17 protein-coding genes are annotated in these 18,888 nt (G+C 49.2%); 8 read left to right on the top strand and 9 right to left on the bottom strand.

Going from position 1 to position 18,888, the window contains the following annotated elements; genetic code table 11:
• Window positions 1–399 precede the first annotated feature (399 nt).
• Window positions 400–1,092 (bottom strand): DsbA family protein, encoded by a 693-nt coding sequence (locus tag AC50X8_RS14100; protein ID WP_494880143.1) that lies wholly within the window; start codon window positions 1,090–1,092, stop codon window positions 400–402.
• A gap of 270 nt (window positions 1,093–1,362) precedes the next feature.
• Here AC50X8_RS14100 and AC50X8_RS14095 point away from each other — a divergent pair, with 270 nt between their 5' ends.
• The 4 genes from AC50X8_RS14095 to AC50X8_RS14080 all read left to right on the top strand — a co-directional run bounded on the left by AC50X8_RS14095 (window position 1,363) and on the right by AC50X8_RS14080 (window position 4,163).
• On the top strand, window positions 1,363–2,280 hold the full coding sequence (locus AC50X8_RS14095) for a helix-turn-helix transcriptional regulator (RefSeq protein ID WP_494880142.1): 918 nt from the start codon (window positions 1,363–1,365) through the stop codon (window positions 2,278–2,280).
• A 171-nt stretch (window positions 2,281–2,451) separates the two neighbouring features.
• Window positions 2,452–2,577, top strand: coding sequence for a hypothetical protein (locus AC50X8_RS14090; protein WP_494880217.1), 126 nt, complete (start codon window positions 2,452–2,454; stop codon window positions 2,575–2,577).
• Window positions 2,578–3,029: 452 nt separating this feature from the next.
• A complete protein-coding gene (locus AC50X8_RS14085) occupies window positions 3,030–3,446 on the top strand; it encodes a DUF1761 domain-containing protein (protein ID WP_056035850.1) in 417 nt (138 codons plus the stop codon).
• 147 nt (window positions 3,447–3,593) lie between these two features.
• On the top strand, window positions 3,594–4,163 hold the full coding sequence (locus AC50X8_RS14080) for a YdeI/OmpD-associated family protein (protein WP_056035852.1): 570 nt from the start codon (window positions 3,594–3,596) through the stop codon (window positions 4,161–4,163).
• A 227-nt stretch (window positions 4,164–4,390) separates the two neighbouring features.
• Here AC50X8_RS14080 and AC50X8_RS14075 read toward each other — a convergent pair whose 3' ends face one another.
• The 3 genes from AC50X8_RS14075 to AC50X8_RS14065 form a co-directional block, all read right to left on the bottom strand.
• Complete coding sequence (locus AC50X8_RS14075) at window positions 4,391–5,878, bottom strand: nicotinate phosphoribosyltransferase (RefSeq protein WP_494880141.1); 1,488 nt, start codon at window positions 5,876–5,878, stop codon at window positions 4,391–4,393.
• A 1-nt stretch (window position 5,879) separates the two neighbouring features.
• The gene (locus AC50X8_RS14070) at window positions 5,880–6,689 is read right to left on the bottom strand and encodes a ribose-phosphate pyrophosphokinase (protein ID WP_494880140.1); all 810 of its coding nucleotides are present in this window, start codon (window positions 6,687–6,689) and stop codon (window positions 5,880–5,882) included.
• 104 nt (window positions 6,690–6,793) lie between these two features.
• Window positions 6,794–7,558, bottom strand: coding sequence for an NUDIX domain-containing protein (locus AC50X8_RS14065; RefSeq protein WP_494880139.1), 765 nt, complete (start codon window positions 7,556–7,558; stop codon window positions 6,794–6,796).
• A gap of 200 nt (window positions 7,559–7,758) precedes the next feature.
• Between AC50X8_RS14065 and AC50X8_RS14060 the strand changes: the two genes are divergently transcribed.
• From AC50X8_RS14060 to AC50X8_RS14045, 4 genes are all read left to right on the top strand, one after another.
• Entirely contained in the window at window positions 7,759–7,953 is a 195-nt protein-coding gene (locus tag AC50X8_RS14060; protein ID WP_494880138.1) for a hypothetical protein, read from the top strand.
• Window positions 7,950–8,513, top strand: a complete 564-nt coding sequence (locus AC50X8_RS14055) for a DNA/RNA nuclease SfsA (protein ID WP_494880137.1) — start codon at window positions 7,950–7,952, stop codon at window positions 8,511–8,513. The genes AC50X8_RS14060 and AC50X8_RS14055 overlap by 4 nt, the downstream gene beginning before the upstream one ends.
• 42 nt (window positions 8,514–8,555) lie before the next feature.
• A complete protein-coding gene (locus tag AC50X8_RS14050; RefSeq protein WP_494880136.1) occupies window positions 8,556–9,509 on the top strand; it encodes a helix-turn-helix transcriptional regulator in 954 nt (317 codons plus the stop codon).
• A 75-nt stretch (window positions 9,510–9,584) separates the two neighbouring features.
• Window positions 9,585–10,481, top strand: a complete 897-nt coding sequence (locus tag AC50X8_RS14045) for an SDR family oxidoreductase (RefSeq protein ID WP_494880135.1) — start codon at window positions 9,585–9,587, stop codon at window positions 10,479–10,481.
• A gap of 79 nt (window positions 10,482–10,560) precedes the next feature.
• Here AC50X8_RS14045 and AC50X8_RS14040 read toward each other — a convergent pair whose 3' ends face one another.
• The 5 genes from AC50X8_RS14040 to AC50X8_RS14020 form a co-directional block, all read right to left on the bottom strand.
• Window positions 10,561–13,176, bottom strand: coding sequence for a polynucleotide kinase-phosphatase (locus AC50X8_RS14040; protein ID WP_056035867.1), 2,616 nt, complete (start codon window positions 13,174–13,176; stop codon window positions 10,561–10,563).
• A complete protein-coding gene (locus AC50X8_RS14035) occupies window positions 13,173–14,594 on the bottom strand; it encodes a 3' terminal RNA ribose 2'-O-methyltransferase Hen1 (RefSeq protein ID WP_056035868.1) in 1,422 nt (473 codons plus the stop codon). The genes AC50X8_RS14040 and AC50X8_RS14035 overlap by 4 nt, the downstream gene beginning before the upstream one ends.
• A gap of 213 nt (window positions 14,595–14,807) precedes the next feature.
• Entirely contained in the window at window positions 14,808–15,293 is a 486-nt protein-coding gene (locus tag AC50X8_RS14030) for an LURP-one-related family protein (protein WP_056035871.1), read from the bottom strand.
• Window positions 15,294–15,299: 6 nt separating this feature from the next.
• Complete coding sequence (locus AC50X8_RS14025; RefSeq protein ID WP_494880134.1) at window positions 15,300–15,905, bottom strand: P-loop nucleotide/nucleoside kinase family protein; 606 nt, start codon at window positions 15,903–15,905, stop codon at window positions 15,300–15,302.
• Between the two features lie 208 nt (window positions 15,906–16,113).
• On the bottom strand, window positions 16,114–18,837 hold the full coding sequence (locus AC50X8_RS14020) for a rhamnogalacturonan lyase family protein (protein ID WP_494880133.1): 2,724 nt from the start codon (window positions 18,835–18,837) through the stop codon (window positions 16,114–16,116).
• Window positions 18,838–18,888 lie beyond the last annotated feature (51 nt).

The raw sequence follows: 18,888 nt of genomic DNA, 5'->3' as shown, positions 1-18,888 counted from the left end.
CATTTCCCTGCCCATTCGTAAGCCGGTTAAATAAAATCAGATTCGCAGCCTGAGAGCGGCACGTATCATCTCCTATCCGATTGAACGCAAGCGATTCATACTTGTAAAAACCCAACAATCAGTTAAGCTGATTCACTATGCCCCCACAGCTATCATCTGCGGAGTCAGTGGAGCTGCAAAAATTAGAACAAGCTTAAGCACTTTTTCTGCTTAAGCTTAATAATAAATCAGGTAAATGAGCTACTTAAATAGTGCATCCTTACAACCGACACACAGCACTCCACATGTAAGGAGTGCGTGAATGGAACCAAGCCTTCACCAATCCATATTTCCATACATCATTGTCGCATATCGTATAGCTCGCGACTAGTTCCCCATATCCCCCGAAAGCAACTAATCTTATTCCGTTGCCGCCTCGTTCAACTCCTGTTCAATCACAGCTTGGATGGCCTCGTAATCGAACGGATCCCCTATTCTCTTGTTGTTAATCATAATGGTCGGAGTCTGCAAAATGTTAAATTCCTTCACGAGCTGCTGATCTTGATCGACCCGTGCCTGTATTTCTTCCGAGCTCAGCAGGGCTTTGAACTGGTCCTTGTCCAAATCCGGAACGGACGCCTCTGCAACCTGCATCAGCTTCTCTACTGTAACCCAAAGTCCGTCATGGTCTGCATCCGGCTGCTCCGCAAACAAAGCTTCATGGAAATGCCAGAAATCGTCCGGATTCGATTCAAGCACCGCTTCCCCAGCCAAAGCGCCTAATGCTGATTCTGCCCCATGAAATAGAACGTTCACATACGAGAACGAGGCTTGTTTCGTATCTACATAATCTTTCTTTAATTGCGGCCAAATCTGCGAGCTCCATGCTTTGCAGGACGGACACTTGTAATCTCCGAACTCTACGATAGAAACCTTGGCGGCCTTGTCCCCCCATGTAGGTTGGCTGGAAATGGGCGGAGCCTCTGCTGTTTCCTGCTCGATGCCCGTCCGGCTTTTGGAAATCTCGTTAATGGCGAACAGCGCAATAAAAACAACGACAATGACTAAGGTGTACCAAACTAATGTCCTTGATTTCACATTTTTCTTTTTCATCCTGCTTCTGCCCCCTGTACTATTCATAAAATTGCAGCGCTTCGTACAAAAGCTTTTACATCCAATTTAAAGAAGAAATCTCAACTCACCTTAACATATGAGCAATTATTCATCAATCGTCAAACCATATAGAAATCTTGAAAAAACTTCACTACCTGTTGTTAGGGCTACTTCTTAAATAGCAGTATGCCATTCCCACAACGATCATGAAAACACCTATGATATAATAACGAACATGAGTACGAAATGAATTAACAGGCGGGGATGCAAATGAAATTGGAGCGATTGATCTCCATAATCTACAAGCTGCTGAATAACAAAGTTTTGTCTGCCTCGATGCTGGCTGAAGAGTTTCAAGTTTCCCAAAGAACCATCTATCGGGATATCGATGTGATTTGTGCTGCGGGGTTCCCGGTCGTATCCTATCAGGGAATGCATGGCGGATATGGCATAATGGATGGTTACAAAATGGATAAAAGCTTGCTCGGTTCTTACGATGTCGATTCGCTGATCACCGTGCTCAGCAGCCTCGCCACCGTGTTTGACGATGAGCGTGCGCAGGGAACCATTGAACGGCTGCAAACAATCGGGCCCGAGCATCAGACCCCGAGCCTATCTGTCGATCTTGAAACGCGCCGGACGGAACCTGACGCACTTCGCCATTTGCGCACAGGCATTACGAAGCGAAAAAGCGTCCGCTTTGACTATATCAATGCAAATAATGAACGTACGACCCGGGATATGGAGCCGATGTGGCTGCATTTCAAATATAGCAATTGGTACGTTTATGGATTCTGCCGAACACGGCGGGATTATCGGGAGTTTCGACTATCCCGGATGATGAATTTATTTTTGACCGAGGAAAGCTTTCAGCCACATCAAGTGGCACCTAAAGAAGCTGCTATCTCAACTAAAGAATGGCACGATCAGCTGCAAGATGTGGTAATTCGAGTGGGGCCGGAGGCTTTGGCCGAAGTGATGGATCAATTTCACCAGGCTGATAAACAATTTCACGCCGATGGAAGCTTGACGATGCGAATTCCTGTTTATAAACCATTAGAAGCCCGTTGGCTTTGGTCGATTCTGCTGGGTTTTGGGAGTGGCGCCGAAGTCCTTGAGCCCTATGCACTGCGAGGGATTTTAAAAATACAGCTGCAAAAAACACTCCAACTGTATGAAGAAGTATGACGAACTATTGTCATACTTCTTTTTTTATTATAACAACAGAAACAAAATCAAAATTTATGAGAAGTCAAAAGGAGACGTGACGAATGTCAAAACATCCGGTACAAATGTTTGAATATCACACATGGCCAATCAAACTATTTTCGGGAGAATCAAGGAACTCCCATATCGCAAATGGTACTGTATAGGATCAACGACGGAACCTACCACATGGGCAATATTTCTACAATGCTGCGTCTGCTCGACTATGCATTTGCCATGAACGACTACTCCCTTTTTGGTATCAGTAAATGTGTATGAAAAATAGAGTTGCTCCGCAGCTCTGGAAGATCATTCCTTTTTTCACGGACTGAGATTCCGCTATTCTGGCTTTTGATCCGATTTCGGACCGTACGCGGACAGGAAATCCGTTATTGCCCTCATTATCCTGTCAAAATGGCTTTTGGCAGCGCATTAGCGGCTCCTGAGTCCGCCACTTGTGCCTTACCCATTGTTATTTTAAAATAGCGTCTGCTGTGTCCGCCAAATCTATCTTTGTGCAGGGATCAAGCCCCTGATACGGAAAATTCCGAAGCCCGAAGCTTGAAGCTGCCTTGCGGTATGTCCTGTAGGTTTACATTCATGTGGAGAAGCATTCCCGCCAGTAGCAGGAATACGCGAGAAGCTACAATCGATCAGCAGCTGGCTCGCTTACTTTTACAAACACGCACCCTTATACAAAAAAAACGATTTTTCGAATAGGAGAAATAATCATGTTCAATGTCTTACAGGAGATTAATTGGATTGCCGTTCTGCTAGCTGCATTAGCAACCTCTATTTTGGGAGGCGTTTGGTTTACTATTATTTTTGGGAAGGCTTATGCTCGAGCATTAGGAAAAGAAGGAACACCCACTGAAAAACCAGCTCCCCTTTTTATCGCGGGACCCTTTGTCTGTGGTTTAGCAACTACAGTTACTATGGCCATTTTGATCTATGCTTTCGATATCGAATCCTTGGTTAATGCGCTAATCTTTGGCGGCATTGTTGGTGTTGGATTGTTGGCTTCAACGACCGTCAATACGGCGATCAACCCAAATATGCCTCGCCCGCTGTTATACGGACTAATTAGCGGAAGCTATTTTTTACTTTCAGGTTTGATTATTAGTGTAATTATTGTAGCTATGAAATAATTTCTGCGAAAAATAAATCGCCTTTTCTAGTATGGAGACCAGTATCCTTACATCGTCTTGCTTATTACTTCAACATCGACTAGGGTCACAGGCATTATAATGATAATAATGACTCTCCATACCTAGAAAGGAGAACTTACTTTGTCTATGGAAATTGAAAATTTATTGGCAATAACATCGCGAGAAGCTTTGAGAATTTGGCTGCAGGAAAACGGACAGACCGAAAAATTTTGTTGGGTAGTCGTAAGCATGGCGCCAAACCCGGATTCGTTGCTGTATTTGGATGCAGTCGAGGAATGTTTGTGCTTTGGATGGATTGATGGGGTAAAAAAGAAAATTTCTGAATCCCAGCTGGCGCAGAGACTATCTCCTAGAAGCAAAAAAAGCTCATGGACTGAATTGAATAAAGAACGCGTCCGCCGCCTCGAAAAGCTGGGATTAATGAGCGACGAAGGAAGAAAGGTGCTTCCTGATATGGAGCCCCATTCCTTTAAAATAGATCGCGTTATAGATCAAAGGCTGAAAGAAGACCCGCAAGGATATGAAAATTTCAGCGCATTTCCAGCTCTTTATCAAAGAGTTCGAATCGATACGATACAAAGCTATAAAAATCAGCCATCCTTATTTGAAAGCAGATTAGACAAATTTATAGCCAACACGAAAGAAAATAAAATGTACGGTCAATGGCATGATAATGGGCGCCTCCTGGATTATTAAGCTGCCCTATAGCTCGAATAGAGAGAAATGGTTTGTTAAGGTGATCTCCTTACCTCTAATCCATATCCAAATGAGCAGACCGCCCCCTTCGGGCGGTCTGCTCGCATTTCCAATAACATTTGCATCGTTTCATATTTGAACTCAAGCCCTCGAATGATAAGTTTCATTCAGTTTCATTCAGTTTCATTCCGTTTCATTCCGTTTCATTCACTCATTGGCGAGGCATACTACAGCTTCCCCAGCAAATTCGCGCGTATTTCCGCCAGCCCCTGCTCACGCACCAGCTTGCCATTTTCAAAAATCGTCTTCAGCACGTCTTCGTGCTTCCTTGCCTCATATTCCTGCACGCTCAAATCGTCAGTGAGCGTTAGCACGCCGTCCTGCTCGGTTACGAGCACGAGTCCGGTTTGCGATTTTTTCACTTTGCCGATGTCGGTTGCTGGGTCTTTGAAAATTTTGCGCTCTTCGCCATTAATGATCGTAAACGTCGATTTCAGCGCAAATCCGAACGTATCTCTCGTATTGTACTGGTACGTGAACGAGCCGATGCCAAACACCATATTCGTCGAAGCAAAACCCTTCGCCGCCAGCTTCTCGCAAATTTCCCGGCAGCGGCTGATCGTAATCGCATCTCCATAAATTGCGCCAATGTGGCTGTCGAGCTGCTTAAAGCCCTTCTCCGTCACTGTGCCGCCGAAAATATCCCACAAAATTTCAATAACGCCTTTGCGCTCAAATGGATGCTGCGAATCGGGATCGCCGCAAATGATTTTGACCGGATCTCCACTGTCCGGGCGAATGACAACCTTGCCGTCACGGGCTAGAATATCCTCTTTAAGCCCTCTGACCACCACATCGAGCACGCTCCACAAATCCCATGTATCCGAGACGATCGAGACGAAGCCATTCGGATACACCTCATTGATCAAATAGCGGTACGATGCCATTTCATCGGTGCCATGGGCGCACATCACGCTGTGCTCGGTCGCTGGAATCGAGGTGCCTACCAGCTCTTTTTCCATATTCGCGCCATAAAATTGCTCCAAATACAAAATCGCCGGAACCGTATCCGTTCCTGTGAACGACAGCAAATGCCCGGCGCCGCTGCCTTTCGCCGCTTCCAGCGAGCTCATGCCCCGCATCGAAAAATCATGCCCCTGAAAAGGCACGCCCGACGTATCGCCGTTCGTCTGCAAAGCGTATTGCTCCAATATTTTGCGGTACTCGAAAGCTATCGTCGCACTCGTCGTCGGCATCCAAAGCTGGCACGACATGAGCGTCTCCAAATAATTGGTTACCCAGAAAAAGTCAGGATGCGTATTTTCAATCGTCAGCATCGGCACTTTAACCGGAACGATTAAGCCTTCCTCAATCGCCTTAACGCGAATCGGCAAGTAGCCGAGTTCATGCAGCGCAGCGATGTGCGAAGCATCCGGATCAGCATCGCCCAGCGCAAATTTCAGCACTCTGCGATACTCCTCCACAACGTCTTCCTTCGTTCTTGCGAAAAAATACTCATTGAAATAGTCGATCAAATATTCCTTAATGAAGGCTTGAAAACCAAAGGCGACCACTTCCTCCACGCCTTCCAGCCGACTTGTACGGGCGGTCCAGGTCGAGTAGACGAGTTCCGTCCCTTTTGGATACTGGTTTTTGTGGCTGATTTTATAAAAATCGCATAGCAGTGTCGCAGGGTAAGCTGTCTTCGTCGTCATTTTAAACCTCTCCCCATTCAAAAAGTTTTATTTTCTCATGTCCCGCTTCATTTAGCATCGTATTGGTCGTAAACACTTTATCGACGAGCGGCGATTCGAGCAGCTTGCCCTTATGAATCGAAGGCTCGCAGTGCCCTACAAGCAAATAAATTTCCGCCGCGCCCAAGCCTTTAAGCTTCTCCGCACTGCGCATAAACGTTCCCCCGTAGGAGCAAAGATCATCGACGATAATCGCCTTAAAGCCAACGCTTGCCACCTGTCCAACTACATCAAGCCGTTCTATTTCGCCCGTCTGAAAATTCCGCGCCTTAAAGCCGACCAGCTCGTTATAGCCGCGAACTTTGCTGTAGCGCTTCTGCGCCCCCGCATCCGGGAAAAATAAATAGTCGGACGCACGGTCAAAGCCCGTTGCCTCAACGACAAGGTCCAGCAGCTCAATCGTCGGATACCGTGCCGAGCAATTGTTCAGCAGCGCTAGCGTCACATCGGAATGCGGCTCCAGCACCGTCACATGCTCAAATGCCAAGGAGTTGATCAGGCCGCTTACGTATTTCAAGGTAAAAACAGAGGTTCCCTCAATCCGGTCCATCCGGCTGTAGGGCATATAAGCAATCGTCAAGCCCGCCTGCACCTTCCGGCTGTCCAAATATTGCTTCACGAACATCAGCTTAATCAAGTCGCTGTCATTGTCATATTTAAAAGCAAGCGTATTCTGCTCGGCTATCAATGCCGTAATCGCATCACCATCGACAAGCGTTTCCCCGTTGGGGAACGTTTTGAACACAAGCTCCACGCCATTCAGCTTGATCATCCTGCTCACTCTCCTCGCTGCTTCGTAGTTACCTTCTAAATCTGCCGTTCCGCTCCGGTACGCTTTGATACGCTCAAATCGTTCTACAATCTCTACTCTATCTTTTATCCGTAAATCGACAGCTGCGGCTCTAGCCCCGTAAACCGGTATAGCTGAGCCGGGCGCTGCGAATACTGATTGGAGGACTTTAACGCCCCGGCCGCGTCCACGACTTTCTCAATAATGCCGCTGCGGCTTTGCGTCGAGGTGATTTTCCGAATAAAGTTTTGTTCCGCAAAATCCGGCACGACCGCTTGTATGACCTGATACAGCTCGGCAATCGTGAATTCATCCGGTAAAAAAGCTTTCGCTATCGTCGTCGTCAGCATCTTCCGTTGAATTTGAATCAGCGCATCTTGAATTAAGATGCGGTGGTCAAAGGCAAGCGGCAGCTTCAGCGCCTCCTCTACCGGAAACAGCTGCACCTCCGAGGCATCGACCGCCGCCTGCCGATTTGCAAGCTGCTGCTCACCCACGAGTGCAAGAAATGCATGTGAAATCATCCAGCCCCGCGGATCGCGTCCAGGCGCACTATATACGTTAAAATATTCGAGATGAACCTCGCTAACCTGCGTCTCTTCCAAAAGCTCACGTCTGGCACATTCCTGCACCGTTTCCGTTTCCAGTGTAAAACCGCCCGGCAGCGCCCATTGCCCTTCGAAAGGCCAAATGTTACGCTTGATGAGCAGCACCTGCAGCTCATGATGCGGCAAAGCTTTCTTAACCTTGCTGCGCTGGGTTGAAACAATCGTAAAGATCACGATGTCCGTCGGCGCTCCGTCCGGCGTTCGGTAATGATCCGGCGAATAATTGGATTCATTTTCGATCAAGTGCTTCACTTCCTGTTACGATTTAATTTTCTATTTGATATTATCATTATGACATTATTAAATCATTTGTCAACCCTTTGAATGATTTTTAGGCTATTCCTTCCCATATGTTTATACAAGAACGCTACTGACAATCTGTTGTCAGTAGCGTTCTTGTATATTCAACGTATAGTTACGAAAGGGAGGCTCACACTTTCAAAATGGACATGAACAACGACGCTTTTATTTTTGAAACACCGCTTATTGAAGGCCTGATTCTTCGAAGAAGAAATCGATTTATTATGGAAGTGGCGATCGACGGCATCATTTATGATTGCCACTGCCCCACTACAGGACGCATAGGCAGCATCGTATTCCGCGATTTCCCTGCCTGCTTTCCAAGAGTAAAGACTTGACCAGAAAAACCCTCTACACCGTAGAGGCCATCTCACTCGATTTGCTGTCTGATCCAAATAAATCATGGATCGGGATTAATCAAAATGCGGCAAACCGCTATGTGGAACATTTTCTGAAAAATGGCCAGCTCTCTGCTATGGTCAGCAGTGATATCGTGAAGCGGGAACAAAAGCTTGGCAATTCCAAGCTTGATTTTCTTGTAGGGAATACTTACATCGAGGTCAAGACCCCGCTTACAACTTTACAGGTTGAGAAAAAAGAACATATCACGACCGCAAAAGGAAGTGAATTCAATTCCTTCGAACGCTTCCTTAAGCATATTGGCCAGCTTGAAGCCAGCTTAGAAGAAAATGATAGAGCTATACTGTTCACTTGTTTTATCTATGATAGTCCAGGATTCAGAGGCTCTAAGAACGGCAAATACAGCAGCTATATTAGAGAATCCGTTGAATCTTCTATAAGAGGGGGAGTTGAAATCTGGCAGGGAAACTTCAAAATTACAGCTACCGAAGTGAGCCTTATCCGGTATTTCGAAACCACAACAGATATGATGAACTAGTGCGGCTGCTCAAAAAAATTAAATAAAGGGAGCCGCTGCAAATTGAATAAAACAGAACGCTTGTTATCGATCGTTCTAGAGCTGCAGCGAAACAAGGTGCTGAAGGCTGAGGAACTGGCAGAGATGCTGGAAGTTAGTCCTAGAACGATTTATCGGGATGTTCAAGTGTTAAGTGAATCCGGTGTGCCCATCATCGGTGCGACTGGATTAGGTTATTCTTTGATGAATGGCTATTTTCTGCCGTCAGTGAGTTTTACGGTAGAAGAAGCAGCAGCGCTGTTGATTGGAGCCGAGTTTGTAGAACAGCGTTTTGATCCTGTCTACAGCAGGAGCGCCCGCTCTTCACGCGGGAAAATCGAAGCTGTATTAACGGAGCCCATCCGCGACGAAGCGGATCGGATACGCGATAATATCCTTCTGCTTCACAAAGAAAATGAACCAGAAATAGGCGAACGGGAGAAGGCTTACGTGGCCGCCATCCGTACCGCCATGCTTGAAGGCAAGAAAATCCGCTTTGAATACCACAAACGAGCGGCACAAGCGAATGAAAAACATGAAATGCTGCGAACGGTTGCCCCTTACGGGCTCGTCCTTGATGAACAAAATGGCTGGCTGTTAGTTGCCCATTGCGACTTGCGGGATGACATTCGCCATTTTCGGGTATCGCGAATAAAAGAGCTTGCCACTATGGATGATACGTTCCAGCTACCTAGCAGCTTTCACCTGCACGACTATCAGCCGAAGGATGACCGCAACGTCAGCGTCCATGTGCTTTTTAATGCGAGCATCGCGGATAAAGTGAAAATAGCAAACAACTATTATATGGAGAATGCCCGATTGAACGCCGATGGATACTACGTCACCTTTCGCGTTCGACAACCGGAAGATCTGCTGTCCTGGTTGCTTGGCTGGGGCGCAGATGTTAAAATCCTTGAGCCCGAAGCTTTCAAACTCCGTATGAAAAAAGAAATCGAAAAAATGTTGAAACGTTACTGACAGTCTAGTGTCAGTAACGTTTTTGTATAGTGTAGATAGGCATGAGGTTGCCGTATTGAAAAGGAGGAAACCAAAATGAACGCAACAAAAGAAACGATATTGGTTACAGGCGCAGGCGGAAATTTAGGAAGATTGGCCATTCAATGGCTGCTCGAAAACTATGATGGGCCGATTATAGCAGCTACCCGCACCCCAGAAAAACTTTCGGGTCTTGCCGACCACGGAGTTAGCGTACGGCATGCGGACTTCAACCAGTCTGAGACGCTGGCCGATGCTTTTACCGGGGTGCAGCGTCTGCTTTTGGTAAGTACGGATGCGCTTGAAGTGCCGGGTCATCGAATCAAGCAGCATTCGAATGCCATACAAGCTGCGGTTAATGCGGGAGTAAAACATATTGTTTATACATCGTTTTTCAACCCTGAGCCCGGTACAGCGAATTTAACGGCGGGAGACCACTACAGCACGGAAGAGTCTATTAAGAACAGCGGCCTGTCTTATACGATTCTTCGCAGCAATCTGTACGCCGAGAATCTGCTTCAATCCTTGACGCATACGGTCGCTACAGGCCAATACGCTGCTGCTATCGGCGAAGGCAAAATCGCTTATGTGACACGCAGGGATTGTGCTCATACAGCCGCAGCTGCACTCGCTTCCTCAAACACGGACAAGCACACACGGAATGTAACTGGGCCAGAAGCGCTATCCGGTTATGATATCGCTCAAATATTGAGTGACATCGCTAAGAAAGACATTGTCTATATTCCAATCGAGACCGCACAGCTCGTTGGCATGTATGAATCGTTTGGCGTTCCGAATGCTGTAGCGCAAGCATTAGCTTCCTTCGATACCGCCTCGGCCAGAGGGGAGTATGATCAGACGTCAACAACGGTTCAAGAGCTGACTGGTCAAGCTCCTACAAGCTTGACGGCATTTTTGGACGAGTATTATTGGAAGACGGTTACGGTCTGCTAAAAGAATAGAGCGCAAAAAAGCGGGAGCTGCTTCTTTTCAAGAGCAGCTCCCGCTTTTTTAACCATCCTCGCTTCTTCCCTTAAAGCCGCGGATCTACCGAATCCGACTCCATGGATAAAGCGGCAAGCACACATTCATGAATTCGATCCACCGATTCCTTGCGAATAAACCGTTCAACCGACTCCAGCCCCAGCGCAAATTCCTTGAGCGCATAACGCTCCTTTTTGCTTGTTTTGCGCTGCTTCAGCCTTTGCAAGTTTTCGGGCAGCAAATAATCCATCCCATAAATAATATGCAAATACTTTCTGCCTCTTACTTTAATGGCCGGCTGGATCAGCCTTCCCTTATGTCTGGCGACAAAATACTCCGGCTTAATAACAGCTCCTTCATGCCCTTGCTCCGTCATTTCCTCCCACCACCGAATCGCCGCAAGCTCGCTGGTTTCATCGGTCACAACCTTGTATTCTGTTTCCATGAACAGCTCCGAGCAAGCGGCGAGCTCTCGTGCATGCTCCATATGCCAGCTGTGCTGTTCGCTTTGGAAGCTTGCTGTACTGTGCGCCAGCGTATGGAAAGGCGCAATTCGGATGCCTTCCAGCCCGTTCGTATCCCAGCAATACTGCTGGAACGCCTGGTCGAACGTCTCGGCGTTGTCCAGCTTGATTTCCAGCTCATCGATCCAGTGCTGCACGGCTTTGCCTGCATCTTTCGCCTCCCGCAGCTTGGCGAGCTTGGCTCGTCTGTCCATCAGCGAAGCTTCCGCCACATGGGCATATTGCGAAGCAATCAGTTCCCGCGCCTTTAAATTCCACGGTACAATTTCTGTATCCAGCAGCACTAAATCCGTACCGTAACGGTCAAAATACTCCGCCTTCGTCAAATCGCCATTCAGCTGCCGCAGTACTTGTTCCTGAAGCATAGACTGGAAAAATGCTCTGCCCGTTCTCGTATAAATGACGCCCAGCGTCTCACGGCCGACATACGGTACTGCTGCGGCTTCATTTCGAAACAGCAGCACGATGGCTCTGCTGCCCATATGTTTTTTCTCCATGATCATTTTCTCTACGCCTTGTGAACGATAGTAGGCGAAAGCTTCGACCGGATGCTCCAAAAACCGCTCATCCTCAGCCGTCATTGGCGGCGGGCTCATCGTTGGCGGAATATACACCAATTCCTCCAGCGGCACCGTAAAGTGCGATACCGTATCAATCGCAGCTTTAACGAATTCGCCCCGAACCGCTACATCTCCATAAGAGGATGTCAGCACCGAGTAGCCCTCAATATATTTTCGCAAATTCGGCTGCTTGAACCGATTCAATTGACCCTCTAGCAAAGGATTGCGAGCTTCCCCGGCATAATTTTCACGCGCCTTTACTTGTACGAACTGCTTCTCCGGGTAACGATATGCGGTCAAATGTCCGCCAAATACGACGCCTTGATCAATATTAATCGTTTGGTTCGTTATCGTCGGCTCGACTCGCGGATCATGTCCCCAGACGATGAGCTCGCCGGATTCATGTTCGTTGTACCATTCCTTGCGCAGCGGTTTGCCCTGGGCATCGGTACCATCGGACTCCCCATATCGGCAGTAGTCCTGAATTTTAGCGGACTGTTTGCCAATATAGCTGTCACGAATGCCCGCATGCACCACAACGAGCTGTCTCACGCCATCGCAGCAAAAGACGAGCTGAGGGGGCGCTTGCAGCAAAAATACTCGAAGCCGCTCCTTGAGCATATTCGCCGCTTCTTCACCATGCTCCCGCTCATATTCCACAAGCTCCGCTGCGGTTTTCTCATCACCATGGCTAAGCTCGACCTGCCTGCCATCCAAAAATCTAGCCAGCTTCCAGCCATGATTGCTGTCCGTCATATAGGCAAGTCCCGCTTCAACATGCTTGCGCCACCATTCCATCGCTGCTAATGATTCCGGCCCACGGCTCATCACATCGCCGACCGATACAGGTATCCTGCCTTCCGGATGACGGAAAAGCCCGGCCTCGTCAGGTGCATAACCAAGCTTGCCCAGCAGCTCTAGCTGCTCCTGAAAACAGCCATGAACGTCGCCGATAATATCAATTCCTTGTCCGACCTCATGAACGAGCGGGTTAGCCTTGCGCTCGAATGCAATATTTATAAGCTGTGCTGCTTTTATGACATAACTGGCATCAAACCCTTCCAGCTTCAAGCTGCGCAGCGACCGCTTGAACAAATGCGCTTGCTTCTTCACCCGCTGCTTGCCCCTAGGAAACTCGCGCTCGCTATCCCTGCGCAGCAGTTCCTCCTCTGGGGTATCCAGCACAAGCGCAACGACTGGAACGTGCTGCTTCCGCGCAAGCTCCACATAACGTTTGCGGTCTTCCTCATATAAATGCGTGGCATCGATCAGCGTTAATTTATCCAAGCGGCAGCGCATCGCAATGATACCCTCCATCGCTTCGAACGCTTTTGCCGAAATATGCTGATACTGCTTGTAAATAATATCGGATTCCAGCTTGCTGCGGCTGGTCCAATCCATAAACTCCACATCGCCAACAAGCATTCGGAACTGATCTGAAGACACAACCTCCGTCTGCTTGACCTTACCCGCTGCAATCAGCGTCTGAAGCAGCGTCGTCTTGCCGCTGTTCGATGGGCCAACCAGCAATACAATACCGGCATGAGGGAGCCGAATCACCCTTTTACCCTGTTCGCTCATGACCGCTGAGCCCCCTCTACCTTCGTAAATACAGCCATCTGTGTGGGCTGTCCGTACTGTCTATCCGCATCGCCGACTCCGCATATATGGACCGAATAGCCGAATGGCTCGCCCCATTTTTCACACCACACACGGAATTGCTCCCGCGTCCATTCGAAGCGATGATCGTTATGCCTCATTTCATAATCGTCCAGCTCATACAGCGTGTTATATTCCTTATTCGGCGTCGTAACGATCCAGCTCTGCGGCTTGTAGCGCGATGCAATCATTTCGATAGCCTGATCAATCCGAAAGGCATCAATATGCTCAATAACCTCGCATAATACAAACACATCTTTGCCACACAACCATTCATCATAATAAAAAAGCGAGCCAATAACAGCCTGCGGAACGATCGTCCCCTGCTTGCCCTCAAGCTTTGCAAAACGTTCTAAGGCGCGAATTTGCGATTTGCCCGAAGGCTCTACCGCCACAATTGACTTCACGCCTTTCACTCCTCCAAGTCTTGCTGCAAGTTTCCCTTCCCCAGAGCCCATATCTACGATAGACCCATGCTGAGGCAGCGACTCCACCACCTTGGCTATCGCTTCATAACGGAGTTCGTTCAGCCTTGTTTTGCGCGGCGGCTCCTCTTCTTTTTCCGCTAGGGAAGACGCGCTGAGCCGTATCTGCTGAGCCTCCGGCCGCTGTTCCGTTTTTTGTACAAGCTCGCGATTAAACTTCATAATCAGCGGGCTGAAACGCAGCGTGCGCCGAATAATAAGCTCGCGCTGCGGATGCGCTGCCAGCCAGCCTTCGCCATACCGATGCAGCTTATCCGCCTCCTCCTCGCCAATAAAATAATGCTTATAGTCGTCCAGCATCGGCAGCATAATGAACAGCTGGCGCAAGGCGAGCTGAAGCGTCTGCTTGCCAGAGAGCCGAATAGTCCGCGCCGAGCTGCGGCTTTTCAATTGAAACGGATAAGCGATGTCCGCCCTTTCAATTTCGACCTCATAGTCAAGCGCCCCGAACAGCTCTTCAATTGTCCGGTCAGGCAAATTCGAGGCGAGTGGCCCGAAGGACAGCTCAAGCTGGAATGCATGCTGTACCCACTGGGCATAATCCTCCTTCGGCTTGCCGTTCAAAGCCGTACCCAACGCGGATCGCATGTAGGTACAGAACAAGCTGCTGACCACAAATTCACGGTCATTAATATAATGCGTAATATCATAGTGCTCTGGGCTGCCTTTATACAAATCGATTGGATCAGGCTCGGCAAACAGCAGTACCTCGGTTTCTTCTGGCGAGCTTATCGTATAAACGAGGCACACGCGCGCCTCTTTTTCCTTGCGTTCATATAAATGATCCGGGTGCTTGGAGAGTAAGAAAGAAAGCTTATCTGCATGCTCACCCCGTGCTTTTATCGTTAAAAACATGTTATCCCCCCTGACTACTTCCTTCATTTTCCTTGAAGCAAGCGTTTATGAACATGGCAGAAGTATTACGAAACATGCTTTTCCCGAGCACTTTTATAGTGAAAATATTGCCCGTTCCTACTACACGTGGACAACGCCAAAGAAGCATGTGTCGAAATCACACATGCTTGATTAGAACTATTCTTAAGGCATCGCGGCCTATTCATGTAAATGCTAACTACTGCTCTGCCGCTTCCTAATTTCATTCACGCCCATAATAACTGCAATCAGCTCATAATCTCCGAGCTGGCGGGTTTCGTTCCACAAGCAATAAGCGCCGGATTGCATCCAGCCGCTCGTCTGCGCGAAGCTCGCAATCGTCTCCTCACGGCGGTTCATAATCACATACTCTTTGGAAAACGCTGGCGACTCAATTAAATAAAAGCCGCGCTCGCCCGCATCATACTCGAACCGCTTATTCATGAAGCTCATCCTTGGGCGCAGCACACCTAGCGGAGCGCCGTAGCTGTCGCTGACTTCCCATTTCATTGAGAAAAAACGAAATTTCGCCTCGCACATTTTCGTATCATTGGCATCATAAACTTCCAGCGAAGTGCTAAACGCACTTTTCAGATTAACCCATCCCGCAGACTGCCCCGTCTCATTCATAATGCCTGTACTGCCGGAACTGAAGAATTTGTCTCTGAAATATAAGGACATGCAGCCTCACTCCCCTTCTACGATGTCATCACCATATACGAAGCGATCCAGCAGCAGCAGTTTCTCCTCATTCAGCTCGCCTGAATTATCAAAATCAAGCACCGAAGTGGCTGGAATCGGCCAATTCAGCTTGCGCGGTCCCAGCGAGCGGCTGAACGCTTCCCAATTGCCAAGCTTCCACTCATCAAGCTCCAAGCCCCGTTCCTGTATCCGGCTGCGATGCAGCTCCTGATCCCGCAGGGAAACGAGTACGACCCGCACAGCTACATCACGCAGGCTTGCACCGATGGCCGACAGCTCCTGCTCAATCCAAAGCGGATCAGCAGTTTCCTTCGTGAAGGGGCCGATGACGAGCGCGTCCGTGCCAATCGCTACATTTTCCAAAGCTGCATCCATCGTAATCCGGTAGCCGAGATCGCGGCAGCGCACCTTATACAGCTCCGAATCACGGTCCTTCGGATCAAGTCCCGACGCCGTCATAATCGCCTCGGCCGCCGGACGCAGCAGCGTATCCATATCAAAAATCGCAGCGCCCTTGCGCCGTGCCAGCGCCTTGGCCAGCGTCGTCTTGCCCGCTCCCGCCCCGCCTAGAAAAAATACTAATTTTCGCATATGATTCGCCCCCACACTCTAATGATCATTACCCGCAAACCTGAACCAATGAACACGTTGTCAACTCTATCTCTCTACTATAAACGATTTTCTCATCTACTGGTCAAAAAACACCCCTTAAATACCGAAAAAACCTCCAAAGCCGCATGAACTCGCGGCCTTGAAGGTTGCTCCAATAAACGGCCGCAGAAATGGCCTATCTATTGTGTTAGTGAACTTTAATATTCAGCACATCGCCGACAAGCTGCGTATTCACGCCTGCTCCGTCCGTGCCAATCAGCCTGGTTACCGCAAGCGCGGTCACATCAGCTGGCGCGTCCGCTTTAATGCGGAAGGTCAGCTTGAACAGATTGCCGAGCGGATTGTTAAGACCGTCTCCAACATGGCTGCCTTTCAAGCTGATAATGCCAGCAGCCTCTAACTGCTCGTTAATGACGAATCTGCCAGTATCCAGCGATTCTGGCGTTCTTACAAGCTCCAATACAGTCGGATCAAATTCAATTCGGATGTTTTGCTTCGCAATGCCTCTTGGCACATTTTGCAGCGCATATACAACATCGAACGTTTGTCCCTTTGCCATTGCGTTTGGCCCGATTAAGGAAGCGCCGACCGAGCTGCGGTCATCCACAACCGGCGTCCAGTAATTTGGAATCGGCACATTCGCGAAATTCGTATCCGAGGCAAAATAGAAGCTCGTATACGTCGGCTGGTTATACGTCGTATTTTGCCAAGCTACGCCTGTACGGTACTGCGAATCATGCATTAGCGTATACAGCTTGCGGTCTGTCAGCTCCGTGCTCATATAGATACGGATAGCCGAGCTGTCCACGGTGCGCACTAGCATTTCTTCCCGCCAGTCTCCGAAAATATCAGCTACGAGCGAAGGCGTTCCCTTCGTATGATTGTTTGTGCGGGTTCCCGCAGCCGTCAGCAATCTGCCGCGTTTCCAATCATCAATCGTCGGTGTAACTTCCAAGGAGCCATTCACAATTTGCGTCGTCATATTGCCCGCCCATTTAATGTTCATATTCGTTCCAGGAGAGGTTGTGCTGATCTGCGTTCCGCTTGCTGTCCATGTGCCGACGGCCCATGTCTCCAGCCCTCTGTGATCCGGATCGATGTCGCCAACCATGCCGCGACCGGTATCCTTGCCAGTGTAGCCGCCATAAATGACTTCGCCTGTCTTAGCATCGCGCAGCGAGTAGCCATAAGGGGCATACGGACCGCCCTCATGCACCATGAAGATTTCCAAGCCCGGACGGTCAGGGTCAATATCTGCAACATGCAGCGCATCGCCATGGCCAAGACCTGCATACGTCCCCGGATTTGCGCTGCCCGGCGGCAAAATATCGCCCGAGCTGTAGAGCAGCGTACCATCATGGTCAATCGTCGAGGAGCCATAAATAATTTCCTGCTTGCCGTCGCCATCCACATCCGCCGTGCTCAGCGAATGCGCACCCTGCGTCGTAAGCGTTGCAAAAGCAGAATTCAGTCCCGGTCTGCCATGCGGCCCGTCGTTAAACGGATTCGTCATCGGCACCCAGCCGCTATCGACAAACCAGTGCTCGCGCAAATGCTTGCCATCCCATTCATAGGAAACGAGCGTCGAGCGCGTGTAGTAGCCGCGGGCAAACACCGCATAAGGCTTAGTGCCATCCAAATAAGCGACGCCTGCAAGGAAACGGTCTACACGGTTGCCCGGCTCAATCCGCGCCATCGCATAGTCGCCCCACATGAGGCCATCGTCATGGCGGCCCGGCTTGTAGGGGATCGTCTCCAGCTCCTTGCCTGTCGCCCCCTCAAACACGGTCAAATATTCCGGCCCGCTCAAAATAAAGCCTTCGAAATCACGCAGCTTGTTGTTGCCGCTGCGCGCCGGCGCATACACGTCCATAAAATAATCCGTCAGCTCTTCCGCATCCTCGCGAGACAGGGGATACGCATACTTAGGCGCAATACCGAAGCTTTCTTCCAGCGTTGCCGGCCAATTGCCGTTTACGACTTCCTCATGCTTGTCCCAGTCCATGAACATATTTACGACATGCTCATAATAGCCCTGCTTGCTCACGCGGTAATCATCATCATGGCTGTACCCTGCTGCAATATCCTCCTGAGGCATCGAAATATATTTTTCAGAAGCGATGCCGCCGCTGCCATCGTATTTCGTTATTTTGGTACCTGGAGCCGTTTTGAACATCATTTCCGCCTTGCCGTCGCCGTCAAAATCATACACCATAAATTCGGTATAATGCGCACCAGCGCGAATGTTCGGCCCCAGCTCTATGCGGTAAAGCTGCGTTCCATCCAGCTCATAGGCGTCAATAATGACCTCGCCGGTGTAGCCCTTCTGCGATACATCCTTGGAATTGGAAGGGTCCCATTTCACGATATATTCGTATTGCCCGTCTCCATCCACATCGCCGACGCTCATATCGCCAGCCGAATAGGTGAAAGCTTCGCCCACAGGCGTAACCCCATCTGCCGGTTTATTAAGCGGCAAATCGTAATAGCCATCGCCCCACGGCTTAGCTTCGCTGCTTCGTGCCAGCTCTTCCCCATCCACTACAGCCGCCACCTGGTAACGCGATGATGTGCTGCCCTGCGGGTCCGAATAGTTCGTGCTGTCCGTCACCGTCGCAATAAGCGCGCCATCCCGGTAGACGTTGAAATTCGCGCCGGTCATCCCGCCCGCGGAATAGCCAGTTACTTCATTTCCTAGCAGCCGCCAGCTGAGAAATACGCTTCCTGAAGAAGCGACAGCTACAAGTCCTCTATCCAAATATTCCAGCTGTACTTTGCCCAAGGCCGTCCCTGCTTGTCCCGAAGCCGTCGTTCCCGCAGCAGTTGCTCCTGCGGCGCTGCCGCAAAGCAGCGTAAGCCCCGTTAACGTGGCGGCCGTCTTTTTAAGCCAGTTGGAGTGGTTGCTGAACATAAATCAATCGCATCCTTTCGATTTGAAGATAAATTGGTTACGCTTACAAAA

It is taken from the genome of Paenibacillus sp. JT22N15 (genome assembly GCF_059383755.1).
This window is presented reverse-complemented; position numbering and strand designations above follow the sequence as displayed.